Here is a 13241-nt window from a genome sequence, read left to right as displayed (position 1 = left end):
TATCCCGCAACCCATTTTCTACTAATTACCGGCATTACTCATAGAAACCATGTTCCTCAATGCCTTTTTCCAGAATGGTATGTATCAGTTCCTCCAGTTCCACACCGTTAATCTCGCTGACTACAATCAGCTTTGCAAGGGTATCTTTCTGTACAGATATTGCATACTGTTCCTCATCGGCACGAAGCTCATGGACACAGATGCCAAGTCCGTCCGCAATCCTGCATACCACACCAAGCTCCGGCTCTCTGATGCCCGCCAGAATATCCATGATTGTCCTCTCCGGCACTCCTGACATTCTGGAAAGCTCCATAATGCTGACTTCTTCCTCTTTCATCATATTTAATAACTTATCTCCTGTTGTAAACATATCTTTTCCTCCCTTTATTTTTTCTTCCCACCGGAAGATTTCTTTTTTGGAAATTCTATGACAAATTTAAACTGTACCCCGCTTTTTTCTTCCCCGTCTTTGGTATAGTGGTATTCCTCCGTCCCGCTCGGAATGATATAGGCATCATAAGGCTTGCCCGCCTTGCTCTTTAACCCTTTTAACAGGATTTTCTTCCCGGCAAGCAAATCCTTTACCTGCGTGTCGGTAAGGGCAGCTCCCATTACCCGGCTCACGTTCATGCCACACTTCTTCACACAATACGCACCGAATTTACCCTTTACCACCTGACCGCCGCAGTTCGGACACGTCCCAAGCACTGTCTGTTCCTGTGCGAACATCTTTTTCTGTGCGTCATTGACTTCATGGTAGGTGTGTATCAGCTCCGACACCATGTTTTCAATATCTGCCATGAAGTCCTCCATTGGAAGCTCCCCTTTTGCTACCAGTGTCAGGGCATTTTCCCAATCGGCAGTAAGTTTCGGGGATTTCACAACATCCGGCAGGACTGTAATCAGCTTCAATCCGTCCTCAGTGGGTATGATCTGTTTTTTCTCACGCTTTACAAAACCGTCCTTTACCAGCTTTTCAATGATGTCCGCCCTTGTCGCAGGCGTACCCAAGCCTTTCCGTTCCACATCATCGCCCATATCTTCCGCCCCGGCACGTTCCATTGCCGATAATAACAAATCTTCTGTAAAATGCTTCGGCGGGGAAGTGAAATGCTCGCTGATTTTCGTCTGCACACCGTCAAATGCCTGTCCGTCCGACAGTTCCGGCAGCTTCTTTTCCTCTTTTTCTTCCTCCTGATTCCCGGAGATTTTAAAGGAACGCTTAAAGGCATCTTCAAAAGACTTCCACCCGTTATGCGTGACAGACTTCCCGGAAACACTAAAGGTGTGTTCGTTACAGGAAAACTCCGCCTTGACTGTTTCATACAGATGCTTCTCCCCGGTGGCGCATAAAAGGCGGTTCGCAACCAGAGATAAGATTTTACGCTCCGTTTCCGGCAGTGCTGCAAGGTCAGCTTTCGCAATCTCCATTGTGGGGATAATGGCGTGGTGGTCTGTCACCTTTTTACTGTTCAGAATCCTCTTTATATCCGGTCTGGGAGCCTTATTTTCCTCAAATATCAGGGAATGGAACACCGCTTCGATTACACCCTCTGCGGTCTGCCCCATATCGTCAGATAAAAACTGGCTGTCCGTCCTCGGATATGTGGCTAACTTTTTCTCATAAAGGCTCTGTGTGTACTCTAAGGTCTGCTTTGCGGTAAACCCAAACAGGCGGTTCGCATCCCTCTGGAGCGTAGTGAGGTCATAGAGCTTCGGCGGCATGACTGTCTTTTCCTCTTTCACAACAGACGTGGTAAGAGCCTGCCCGTTCCGGCAAGCTCCCGCAATCTCATCTGCTTTCTTTTTATCATCAATGCGCCCGGTGGCGGCATCCATCCCATCCATCAGGATATGCGCCATGTAATATTTTTCCTTCTGGAAATTCATAATCTTTGCTTCCCTGTCCACCAGCATCGCAAGGGTAGGTGTCTGTACCCTGCCCACCTTCAGGACTTTCCCGCCATACAAAACAGTGAACAGCCTTGTACCGTTGATGCCCACAAGCCAGTCCGCTTCCTGCCTACACAGTGCGGAATGGTATAAATTATCGTAATCGCTCCCCGGCTGTAAATTCTCAAACCCTTCCCGGATTGCGCTTTCCTCCATTGAGGAAATCCACAGGCGTTTGATCGGCTTGTCACAGCCTGCCATTTCATACACCAGACGGAAGATAAGCTCGCCCTCCCGCCCGGCGTCAGTGGCACAGATTGTGGCGGTGACATCTTTCCTGTGCATCAACTGGCAAAGCACGTCATACTGCGCTTTCGTGTCCGGCTTGACCTCATACTGCCATTTTTCCGGCTTTACGGGAAGGCTCTCATACGTCCATTTCTTCCACTGCTCCCCGTAGCTTTCCGGCTGTGCCAGCTCCACCAGATGCCCCACGCACCAGCTCACAACATAACCGTTCCCTTCCATATATCCGTCACTGATTTCCGTTGCGCCGATTACCTCTGAAATGCTTCTCGCAACACTTGGTTTTTCCGTTATCACTAACTGCATTTATTCGTCCTCCCCTTCTTTATCCTCGAAAAAATCATCCTCGCTGTCCTCATTTTCCTCGTCATCTTCGTATTCTTCTTCCTCGTCCTCCTCATCATCGTCCTCGTCAAGAAATTCCTCTTTCTTTTTCCGGACTACCTTGAAATAATAGCCGCCGCCGATAGCGATAACTGCCACAATTCCAAGAATGATATAGGTTGCCATCGGGTTTTCTTCTGCTTTCTCCGGCTCTGGTTCAGGTTCTTCGGTATTTTCTTCCCCGTCCCCGTCTGGTTCTTCTGTAAGTTCTTCTTCTGTTTCCTGTTCCCCGTTGTTATTAGGCAGTGCGCCCTCCGGCACAGGGATTGCAGATTCCAGAGCAGCGGAATTTTTCGGTAAGGTTTCGCTGTTGTCCGCTGTCACGTTTAAAAGGTCATTTTCCGTAACTTCCGTCAGGAAGTACACCATTTCTTCCTCCCCGTCCCGGTCAATGATAAGGTAGAACACTTTTTCCGATGCGGTCTGGATTGTATAAAATTCCTTCCCGGTTTCGCTTTTTTCCTTCTCCCCGGATTCTTCCTTTTCCTCCGATGCAGCCGCTTCCGCCATTGCCTGTTTTTTCTGTTCAGCCGGGCTTAATTCTGATACGGTATTCCCGTCACTGTCCGTTTTGGTATGCTCCGTTACCTGTGCGGTGGCAGAGGAAGGCTTGGTTGCCTGTGCATTGACCGGGAGCTGCTCTGCCGGGTTCTTCTCACCGCTGTCCTCCTTTTCCGGATCGGTGTAATACGGGTTGGCTGTTTTATAGACCTCTGACATATTCCCGGCATTGTCCATAGCGGAAATGGTAAAATACTGATAACCTGCGTCAAACTGCTGCAGGCGGATATTTAAGACACCGTTTGTAAGCTCCGTAAATTCGTACCCATTCACATACACCGCCTTGATGCCGGAATCCGTATCATGCGCCTGTACGCTTAACAGACCGTCACTGACCGCAGCGTTTAGGGTAGGCTTTGTGAAATCAAAACATTTAATGTAGCGGTTTTTCTCATAGGTCTTGCCCCTCTGGTCTGTCACAAGCACATAGACGGTGGTATTCTCCGAAATCTTCACATACATATCCTCTGTGATGTCCGTCCAGCTCCCATTCTGTGCGACTTTTGCCTGTACGGTCTTTATGGTGAAATTGCCGGAATGTGCCACATCTTCTATGGAGATATGTACCTTTGTGGTGTCATTGTGCCACCCGGACGGAGTGGAGATCGTGATTTTAATATTCGGGTTCACATATTCACATAAGCTGTAATCTTCCTTGCAGGCTTCACAATCTTTGTCAATGGAATACTGCGAGCATTTTTCTTTACAAGTACATTCCGGCTTTGGAATCTCATTCCCCGATACCGTTCCGCCCTCCGTTTCTTCTTCTGATTCGCTGCCGCTCTCACCGGGTTCTGTTTCAGTGCTTTCCTCCGCTTCTTTGCTGCCCTCTGTTCCGGTGCTTTCCTCTGTTTCCCCTTCGGTACTGCTTTCCTCCGCATAAGCGTCTACCGTATTCCCACTGTTCGCCATAACCACCCCTATGGGCATACAGAACAATAATGCCGATAACAGCAGCGACGCCACTGCCCTAACTGATAACTTTTTCTTCATTTCCTGACATCTCCTTTGCGTTTTCTTTTTCTTCCAATAACTTCAAAATCTCGTCCTCGCTGAATTTAATGAGTAATTGCAGCTTCTCGGACGAGATTTTATGCTTTTCCATAATATCCATTTTTTCGGCTCTTTCCGCCATGCGCTTCTGTTCTTCCAAATCCTTCTGCTTCGCCTGTAATGTTTCAAGCTGCGCCCGCACTTTGGTAAGCTCCTTTTCAATGCGTTCCTTTGTCATAAATTCCTCACTTCCTTCTGTTTTTTCCGTTTTTCCCATCCGGCGGGATCAAAATCATTAAAATCCAGTACAGCTCTGAAAAGCCATTTGTTATTTACCCATCTTTGCAGTTTTCTGGTAACAGGCGGTGCGGTGGGTTTTTCATATACCATCACATAAGGATCAAAACCCATATCCCGCAGAGTATATATCCTATACAAATCCTGTTCGTGGCTGCTGTTATAGTTTGTCAGCACATACACCCGTCTTTTCCGGTAATCATTCACAGTTGTAAGCTCTGAAAATCTTTTAAAATACCCTGTCAGGTCATCTTCCGGATTATCCCAAGCAAAGTGCAGCATTTTTGTTTTCACTTTATTCAGCATCTCCACTTTCTCCGGAGTAATCAAGCGCACATCAAGCCCCTGTGTAAAGTCCACCATTGCGCCACTTTGCACAAGCTGTTGTAATAACCGTTCCCAATCCGGACAGGCTAACAGATTCGCATCAAGCAGCTTTATTTCCCTTTCCCCATTCCAGAACTCGGCTAGGTCAGCAACCGCTTTTGTCCTGCGCCCCTCTTTATCCCCTACAATGCAAAAACCGCATCCACGAGGACACTCTCTTGACAGAAAACCGTATGCTGTTCCCGCAAATTTCGGGTATAATGCGTAATCTGGATATGTATGCTCTACTTCTTCCGGCAGATAGTTTTCAAGTCCATACCCAGTGCCGCCCCTTATAATGTGGTCAGCATGGATTGTGCCAGAATAATCCTTTGAATAACTATCTGTAAACACCCGGCTCATATATACAAGGTCATAATGTTTCCTCCCATCATGCCATTCCACCGTATCGCCCCTCGCCTTATGATAGGCAGACAATTTCATCAGACACAAATTGGGGAAATTGTGACTGTCCCATCAATCAATCCGATTTTAATAGTATCACTCTCCTTTTTTAGTTATGAAATTGCTATATCACTTTATTGTCAGTTAAGCCTGCCAAACGCATAAAAATGGCTCTGCCAGTACGGGGAATTGATGCTTGCGTAACTGATCGGATCGCCGCAGTGTATCATTGTACCATTGCCGCAGTAAATCCCCACATGGCTCACCGCCCCGGCTGAATTGTAAGTCCCGGTAAAGAATATAATATCCCCTGCCTTTGCGTCCGATGCGGAAACAGGCGTACACTGGTCATAAATCCCCTGTGCGGTGGTTCGTGGAAGGTTGTGTACTCCGCTGTTGGTAAATACCCAGCAGACAAAACCAGAACAGTCAAAACTTGTGGAAGGGCTTGAACCGCCCCACACATACGGGAATCCTAAATATTTTGCGGCTTCCTCCATAAGAGCCTGCACCGATGCATCATCGTAGGCATCCGGTGGTATGGCGTTCCCCGGCAGTCCGCCCGGTGTTTCCCCGTACAGTGTGCCTTCGCCCACATCAAAATAAAATAGCGGGTTGTAATACTCCCCGTTATATAAACATTCGATATGCAAATGGCTTCCTGTACTGCTCCCGGTATTGCCCGTTGTCCCGATGACCGCCCCTTTTTCCACTGTCTGCCCCGCACTCACGCTTAAGCTGTCCATGTGGGCATACTTGGTTGTATAACCGTCTATCTCAATCGCTACATAATTCCCATAATGGCTGTCGTATGCCGCCGCTGTTACCGTACCGTCATGCGCTGCATATACGGTTGTGCCTGTCGGGACTGCTATATCCACGCCCCGGTGAAATTCCTCATTCCCTGTGACCTCGTTTTTCCGGTATCCGTAATAGCTTGACACATAATAATACCAGTAGAGGTTAAGCGGCGAAGCAAACTCCTGAAGCAGACCGTTCGTTTCCCCATACATGGCAAAAATCTCCGCCTGTTCGGTATCCATTTTCCCGGAAACAAGGCTCTCTAACGGTATGACCGTAAGTGTCACTCTGAGGATACTGACCTCGTATTCTTCTTCCTCCTCGTACTCATATTCTTCCTCTGTTTCTTCTCCGGTAACTGGATCGGTGACTGTCCTTGTTCCAGTCTTTGTGACCGTCCTTGTCCTCGTTTCCGTATCCGGCGTGAGTGTCAGCGTATACATCTCGTCAAAAAGAGCCTGTATTTCACTTTCCACCCCGCTTGCGGTAAACTCTGTATGGACTGCGGATAAATAGCTGATAAGGGTAAACGGGTTATGCCCGATTGCGCCAAGATTATAGGAATATTCATCATACCCCGGATTGTCTGTTTCCACCCGGTCAATCTCTTTCTGCAGGTCAAGCTCCAGACGGGTAAGCTGCAAATCAGCGGCGTCAATCTCCTTCGGCTTGCTTAAATAGCTCGCCGCTAAAATTGTTGACTGCGTATCCGCAAACATCGCCCCACAGGACGATACGGAAACCATAATCATCATAAGGAGCAGAGCCATGATGCCCACCGTCACAAGCAAGCCGGCATTTTTCCTTGCAAACTCCTGTAACTTTCTTGCCACAGTAACCGCTCCATTTTTCGTCTTTTCAAATGCCTGCTCCGCTGTTTTGGCAGATGCCGCTTTCTTCCTAGCCTTGATGTACTCCCGCTTGATGCGCTGTTTCTGTAACCGCTTCTGCAACGCCTTTTTCTGCATCTGCGGGTTTTCCTCCAAAAATTTCTGGTACTGGAAATTGACTTCCTTTTTAAACTGCTTTTTTTCCAGCTTTACCACCTTCGCCCGTTGTTTCTGCTCTTTTCCTTTTATCTGCCTTTTGACGAAAGAAAACAGTTCTTCCCCTTTCTGCTCCGATTTGTGTGCGCCCTCCACCGCTGAATTTTCTTTCTCCGTTTCAGCGATCTTCCCATGCACAAAATTCCGGCTCTCATTCTGCACCCGGCGCATGGTGGTTTTCGGTATGCCCTCCTGTTTGAAGGGTTTCTCCTTATCCAGAGGGACAACCACATATTTTCCCTTCCCGGTTTTCTCGTCAAATACTCTCTGCAAGGTGTATTCCCTTGTCTTTGGCAGCTTTGCCCTTGCCTTCTGTACCTTCTTCCCGGCTTTCCCTGCCTGCCGCTGTTTCTTTTGCAGTTTTTTACTGCCTGTAAATTCAGAGCCTCCTTCCCCCTGAAACAGATTTCCGGTATTCTCCGCAAAAGATTCTTCGGTAAAGGTTTTATTTTCCGTTTTTTCCTTTGTTTCGCTTTTTACCCGGTGTTCCTTTTGTACCCGTTTTTTATGGTATTTCCCTTTTTTCTGCGACTGCCTGTAAGTATCCCTCCGGTGGTAATCTTCCGTATCCGGCTGTTTTTTCTCCATTTCCTCCGGCTGGCTGAAATTGTCCTGCCCGACAAATCCACTGCTTTCCCTGACAAAATCAGGCTTTTCTTCCTGCCCCGGCTTCGCATCGGACTTTTGGACTTTTTGTCCAGAAGTGGTCTGGTACATCTGCTTTTTCGCTTTGGCTTTTGAAGCATGGTTCGATTCCCGCTGTCTGGTATCTCCCTTTTGGGAATCCACGCCCTTATGTACCGAAAAAGTTTGATTTTCCTGTAACTGCCCGTTCCCGGACTTCTGGACTTTTTGTCCAAAAGTTTCCTGATGCGCCTGCGTAACCTTTTCCGCCTGCCTTTTCCCGGCTGAACCATGCCCCGGCTTCTTGGTATCGGCATCCCTCGGCTGATAGGCAGCACTGCCGCCACCTGTAAAGACATTCTCAGCTCCCTTACGGAACTCCGCATTTACTTCTTTACGGTAGGCGGTATCCTGTTTTTTCTTCCCTTTCTTTTCTGCCATTAACCTTCCTCATCTTCCTTCGTTACGGATTCCTCCGGTTTTGTGTTCATAATCGCAAAAGTTTTTGTATTAGCCGGGTATTTATCCACGAATGGGATAACCACATTGTCAAACAGTATCAGACCGCTTCCCGGTTCAGAATTAGTGACGTGCATGAGCTGTTTCTCCGACAATCCTAACTTATCCGCCAAGATATGCTGGTCTTTGGCGTTCTGGTTCAGCAGATATACAAAATCGCTGTTCCCCAAGATGCCCTCGATTTCTTCCGATTTCAAAAAATCGCCCACGTTCTGCGTCAAACCTGTCGGGATTCCGCCCCATTTCCTGAATCGTTTCCAAATCTCCACCGAATAGATAGCTGTCTGCTTTTCTTTCAAAAGCAAATGGAACTCATCACAGTAGTACCTTGTGGCAACTTTGCGCTCCCGGTTCTGCGACACCCTGTTCCAGACCGCATCCTGCACAATCAGCATCCCAATCTCTTTTAACTGGTTTCCCAAGTCACGAATGTCAAAACACATGATCCGGTTGTTTGCGTCCACATTCGTTCTGTGGTTAAAATAATTCTGTGAGCCATGCACATACAGTACAAGGCTGTTGGCAATCCGAACCGCCTTCTGCTTCGCTTCCCTCTGCATCTCCGGCGCAACATCCCTCGGCTCATACTTTAACAGCGCATTATACAAATCTTCCAGTATGGGCATATTCTCCGGCTTCGGGTGCTTGAAATACCCGTCATAGATATGCTTGATGCAGGTGTCAATAATGCCCTTCTCATCATTTTCCAGACCGTCCTTCCCTCCGGCAATCAAATCACACAGCGTAATCAGGAAGTCACTCTTTAGCTTCAACGCTTCCTTATCCCCTTTATGGGAAAGCTGAATGTCCATCGGGTTCAGATAATCCTTTGAATTGGTGGCAAGCCTTACCACCTGCCCATGAAGCGCCTGCACCAGAGGGAAATACTCGCCTTCCGGATCGCAGACAATAATATCGTCCTTTGTGATAAGGAAACAGGACAAAATCTCTCTCTTTGCAGAAAAAGACTTACCGCTTCCCGGTGTTCCCAAAATAACTCCGTTCGGTGTACGAAGCCTTTTCCGGTCTGCCATAATCATGTTATTGGAAAGTGCGTTCAGACCGTAATAAATAGCAGGTGCGGGCATGAAAAGCTCCTGTGTGCAGAACGGTACAAGGACAGCAGTGCTTTTTGTGGTAAGGTTCCTTTCAATCCCCACGTCATTACACCCAATCGGCGCACTTGCCATAAGCCCTTGCTCCTGTAAATACTGCAAACACCGTAAATTACAGTTTGCCTGCTGGATAATACCGGACACCCTCTGCGTCAGGTTTTCAAGCTCCCTCTTTGTCCTCCCGTAACAGGTAATCAGAAATGTCATTTTGATAAGTTTCTGGTTGCTTGTGTTCAAATCGTCAAGCAGTTCCAGAGTGTCCTTCTCATACGTCACGATGTCAGTCGGCAGAATATCCATATCGTAACCGCTCCGGACTGCCTTTTTCTGTTCCTCAATCTTCATTTTCTGAATGTCGGTAAGCGCACGTTTTATCATCTTGATTGCTTCCACCGGATCAATGGTCTGCATGTGCATGGTAAGGGTAAGGTTATCATCAATATCCAGCAATTTCTTAATCATCTCGTCCGTAAACTTGGGCGCAATCATGTCAAGGTAAGACACGCTCCCGTAAATGCTGCCGGACTTGAAGCGGCTCGGATAACGGAAATCAAACCCCGGCGGCGCAATATAATCTTTAACTGACTTCCCGGACTCTGACAGCTCCTTAAATGAAAAGCGGAAAGGCTCCATCGTACCCTGATTAAAATACTCATGTAAGATACGGAGCCTTTCCTTCCCGTCAAGACCTCTGGCGTTTGTGCCGATGTTGTTTAAATTGTGTACCACATCTTTCTCAATGTTGCTTAACTTGCTCCTTGCTTCTTTGATGCCTGTGCTTTCCACGCCGAAAATAATGTACTTCGACTTGATGATGCCATTGTTTCCCTTTGCCGACTGGTGCTTTAACATCTGCGTGTATTCCTCACGAATATCATTAAAATCATCGTCCTGCAGGGGAGTGTCGAACTGCTCCGCAAGCGCCTGCTCGCTGACCTGCCTGTTGAATAAGAACAACTGGAATCTTATGGACGGATCAAAATAGTTAATCAGCTTGCTGTATTCCTCCAGAATATCAGCCTGATCCTCCACCTCCAGTAAATCATAGTTAATATCAAAAAATTCCACCATTTTTGTATAATAAGTGTCCGCCACCTGACAGATGCCGTCCCGGTACATTTTTTTGAATGTAATGGTCTTCTGTGCGGTGTCCGGCTTCGCCTGTTCTTTGCTATTCCCGGCAAGGACACGCCTAAGCTCCGTCAGACGTTTCTTTTCCGAAAAAGTCAGTCCTGCCTTTTCCGGTGTCTGCCTATTTTTCTGCGGCTTTGGCTTTCCCACTGCCGCCTTTTGCTTTTTCTTCAAGGAAACATACCTCCTTCCTGATTTTTTCCCGTTCCTCCAACTGCTCATAGAGGTTTTCCGATTTATACGGTCTGATTCCCGGCGTGAGTACCTTCTGCCGGAGCATGAAGTATAAAATCTTCTCTGCCGGGAAACCGTCTTTTTCATACATTGCCAAAAAGAAGAATGGCAGCATTGCGCCCACCATGATAAGCGCCGCTCCCTGTGTGCCTAATACCCCTTTTATGAGGAAATATAAAGGAACACCCACAAGGGCAGCTCCCGAAAAACAGATAATCTGCCTTTTGGTAAGGTTCAATGCTACTTTTGTCTTGATTCCACTCAGGTCTTTTGGCACTGGTACTGAAATTGCCATAAATTTTGCTCCTTTCGTGGGCAATGCCCGCCAAGCACAGCCTTTTGCGCTTAGTGGGCATTGAAAATTGATTTGCTTAAAGAGCCTGTCTTGAATAAGCTGAAACAGAGGATTACGGTATATGCCGCTACCGACCATAATGCGCTGTGCAGATTGCCCGCCACTGCGACGCCTGCCACCAGCACAGCATAAATCGCCACGCATACCATGATAAAAAATCCCTGAAACGCCAGTGCGACAAGCCCTTTTAAATAGTTTGTCCCGATTGTACCCCATTCCCGGTTGGTAACTGTCGCTGCCGGGATTGGCGCTACCGATACATAAAGGTATATTTCAATCATGCGCCCGTATAAAATGACGGTGATGAGGACGGACATGATTTTCATACACAGGCTGATTACCATAGTTTCCAGACCTAAACCGATCAGCTCCCCGATGCCCATTGTGTCAATCTGGCTGTTGAACATGGAAGTAAGCGTTGCTTCCACATCAAGGCTTGTTGAGCCTGATATGGAAGATGCCGCCTGCGTCACTACATGGCTTCCAACGTCAAATACCGCCATGACAATATCAAAAGTCTTGGAAAGCAGCATGACAGCGATGCAAGCCTTAAATAAAAAACGGAAGAACAGGCTTGTATCGAAGTCATGCATATTGTTTTTGTCTATTACCATTGTGATAAGCTCATAAATCAGCACGAAACTGATAATCAGCCCTGCTATGGGGATTACCACATTCTCCGACAGCGTCCTTACCATGCTGAATATGCCGGAGTTCCATGTACTTGGTGTCTTGCTGACTTCCCCGGCAATCGTGCCTACCTTGTCATTGACGTCGGTAAACATCGTGCCGAGGTTGTCAAGCACCCACCCCTGAAGCATTTCCTTTATGAAATCAGTGATTTTGTCAATGATTCCGCCCATGAAGGGTTATCTCTTATGAGAACAGTGTGGAAAGCTGTGGAATCACCGTCTGCGCCACAATGATAATGCCCCCGCCACTCATAAGCTGTTTAATGCCCTGTGATTTTGCACCCGGATTATCATTTCCATATCCCTCAAGCAGATTGATGACGCCCCATACGCCCACGCCTGCGCCGATTGCTGTTACGACTGTCTTTAATCCTGTTACCGCTGTTGTAAAAAATGCCATTGTTCTACCTCTTTCTTTCTCATCAAATGTTTTGTCTGGTTTCTGAAAGAGTTTTTCGTGTAAAATGCCCTGCCTTATGGTAAGATAAAGACAGGGCAATCCTTTGGGAAGAACCCTGCGGGCATCCGGTACATTCAGTTTGGCGATTGGCTGTGCCGGGTGCTTTGTTTTTGTCCTTTCCCAAGTACATTCAAAACTCCTTTCCACTTCTGGACTTTTTGTCCAAAAGTTCTGTGACTGGTTGACGGGTTCCATATTCAGTTTTTCAGTATTCAGTTGTCATGCTTCAAGAACGCCCGCATCCTCCACCTCATCAACGGTGTCATTGTCCCTAACTTTTGCTTTGCACAGGTTCTTCACATATTTTTCGATGTCTAAGGCGTTCTTCTCGTCATAATCGGACAGGAGCTTGTACTGCTTGTGCTTCGTGATGTCAAACTTATTGGAGAAGAATGGTCTTACCCCTCTAAGCTGCATGATACACCTGCCCCCGTCCATAACCGCAATCTCGTCTTGGCTCATAAGCTCTTTCCCGGTCTTTTGGTAGTTCAGACCGTAGGACTGCGACGTACCCCTTGTATCCGAGGTATTGTAAAGGTCTATTGTTTCTTTACCCAGAATTTCCGCCATCTCTTTTAAGGTGGTCTTTTCCTTCCCTCCGAGGAATAAGGTGGTATCACAATTCCCTTCAATGGTGTCGGCGTTATCCTTATAAATCGCTTTAAGCTGCGACTTCGACTGCAAAATAATGGAAGCTGATATTTCCCGGCTGCGGATTGTAGCGATCAGCTTCTCAAACTTTGGTATCTGCCCAATGTTCGCAAACTCATCGAGTAAGCAGCGTACATGGACAGGCAGCCTTCCATGATACACATCGTCTGCCCTGTCACAGAGCAGGTTAAAAAGCTGCGTGTACATGATTGATACAATGAAGTTAAATGTATCGTCCGTATCGGAGATAATGACAAACAACGCTGTCTTTTCATCTCCTAACATATCAAGTCCCAACTCGTCATAGCTTGTCAGGTCACGCAGCTCCTTGAATAGCGATAGGTAATCCTTTGATGTTATCTCCGGATTTTCCCCCGCCCTAAACCGGGCATGAACCTTTCAGCTCAC

Annotated in this window: 10 protein-coding genes and 1 pseudogene; all 11 read right to left on the bottom strand. The window is 47.3% G+C overall.

Features of this window, described 5'->3' with window-relative positions:
* Positions 1 to 34: 34 nt before the first annotated feature.
* A complete protein-coding gene (locus I2H39_RS20225; protein WP_195627382.1) occupies positions 35 to 370 on the bottom strand; it encodes a helix-turn-helix transcriptional regulator in 336 nt (111 codons plus the stop codon).
* 14 nt (positions 371 to 384) lie between these two features.
* Complete coding sequence (locus I2H39_RS20220; RefSeq protein WP_195627381.1) at positions 385 to 2505, bottom strand: type IA DNA topoisomerase; 2121 nt, start codon at positions 2503 to 2505, stop codon at positions 385 to 387.
* A complete protein-coding gene (locus tag I2H39_RS20215; protein WP_195627380.1) occupies positions 2506 to 4137 on the bottom strand; it encodes a CD1107 family mobile element protein in 1632 nt (543 codons plus the stop codon). It lies immediately after the preceding gene.
* Positions 4115 to 4414: a cell envelope biogenesis protein TolA gene (locus I2H39_RS20210; protein ID WP_347708596.1), complete on the bottom strand. Its 300-nt coding sequence runs from the start codon at positions 4412 to 4414 to the stop codon at positions 4115 to 4117. Before I2H39_RS20210 ends, I2H39_RS20215 begins: the two co-directional genes overlap by 23 nt.
* A complete protein-coding gene (locus I2H39_RS20205; protein ID WP_227146982.1) occupies positions 4372 to 5163 on the bottom strand; it encodes a hypothetical protein in 792 nt (263 codons plus the stop codon). Before I2H39_RS20205 ends, I2H39_RS20210 begins: the two co-directional genes overlap by 43 nt.
* A gap of 182 nt (positions 5164 to 5345) precedes the next feature.
* Positions 5346 to 8117, bottom strand: coding sequence for a CD1108 family mobile element protein (locus I2H39_RS20200; protein ID WP_195627377.1), 2772 nt, complete (start codon positions 8115 to 8117; stop codon positions 5346 to 5348).
* On the bottom strand, positions 8117 to 10615 hold the full coding sequence (locus I2H39_RS20195) for a VirB4-like conjugal transfer ATPase, CD1110 family (RefSeq protein ID WP_195627376.1): 2499 nt from the start codon (positions 10613 to 10615) through the stop codon (positions 8117 to 8119). Before I2H39_RS20195 ends, I2H39_RS20200 begins: the two co-directional genes overlap by 1 nt.
* Positions 10563 to 10970, bottom strand: coding sequence for a PrgI family protein (locus tag I2H39_RS20190; RefSeq protein WP_195627375.1), 408 nt, complete (start codon positions 10968 to 10970; stop codon positions 10563 to 10565). The genes I2H39_RS20195 and I2H39_RS20190 overlap by 53 nt, the downstream gene beginning before the upstream one ends.
* 50 nt (positions 10971 to 11020) lie before the next feature.
* Positions 11021 to 11893 (bottom strand): VirB6/TrbL-like conjugal transfer protein, CD1112 family, encoded by an 873-nt coding sequence (locus tag I2H39_RS20185; protein ID WP_195627374.1) that lies wholly within the window; start codon positions 11891 to 11893, stop codon positions 11021 to 11023.
* Positions 11894 to 11906: 13 nt separating this feature from the next.
* Entirely contained in the window at positions 11907 to 12122 is a 216-nt protein-coding gene (locus I2H39_RS20180; RefSeq protein WP_002584833.1) for a Maff2 family mobile element protein, read from the bottom strand.
* A 279-nt stretch (positions 12123 to 12401) separates the two neighbouring features.
* Positions 12402 to 13175 (bottom strand): annotated as a pseudogene (locus I2H39_RS20175) (VirD4-like conjugal transfer protein, CD1115 family); the annotation flags it as partial.
* Between the last annotated feature and the right edge of the window lie 66 nt (positions 13176 to 13241).

Origin of the sequence: Clostridium sp. 1001283B150225_161107_B6 (genome assembly GCF_015556325.1) — a bacterium.
Classification (GTDB): Bacteria; Bacillota; Clostridia; order Lachnospirales; family Lachnospiraceae; genus Enterocloster.
Note: the sequence above shows the minus strand (reverse complement) of the source record. Positions and strands in the feature narration are given on the sequence as shown.

Bases quoted from the DNA above. Each gene is read 5' to 3' on its own strand.
- I2H39_RS20225 (WP_195627382.1), bottom strand. From the start codon at position 370: ATGTTTACAACAGGAGATAAGTTATTAAATATGATGAAAGAGGAAGAA.
- I2H39_RS20220 (WP_195627381.1), bottom strand. From the start codon at position 2,505: ATGCAGTTAGTGATAACGGAAAAACCAAGTGTTGCGAGAAGCATTTCA.
- I2H39_RS20215 (WP_195627380.1), bottom strand. From the start codon at position 4,137: ATGAAGAAAAAGTTATCAGTTAGGGCAGTGGCGTCGCTGCTGTTATCG.
- I2H39_RS20210 (WP_347708596.1), bottom strand. From the start codon at position 4,414: ATGGGAAAAACGGAAAAAACAGAAGGAAGTGAGGAATTTATGACAAAG.
- I2H39_RS20205 (WP_227146982.1), bottom strand. From the start codon at position 5,163: ATGAGCCGGGTGTTTACAGATAGTTATTCAAAGGATTATTCTGGCACA.
- I2H39_RS20200 (WP_195627377.1), bottom strand. From the start codon at position 8,117: ATGGCAGAAAAGAAAGGGAAGAAAAAACAGGATACCGCCTACCGTAAA.
- I2H39_RS20190 (WP_195627375.1), bottom strand. From the start codon at position 10,970: ATGGCAATTTCAGTACCAGTGCCAAAAGACCTGAGTGGAATCAAGACA.
- I2H39_RS20185 (WP_195627374.1), bottom strand. From the start codon at position 11,893: ATGGGCGGAATCATTGACAAAATCACTGATTTCATAAAGGAAATGCTT.
- I2H39_RS20180 (WP_002584833.1), bottom strand. From the start codon at position 12,122: ATGGCATTTTTTACAACAGCGGTAACAGGATTAAAGACAGTCGTAACA.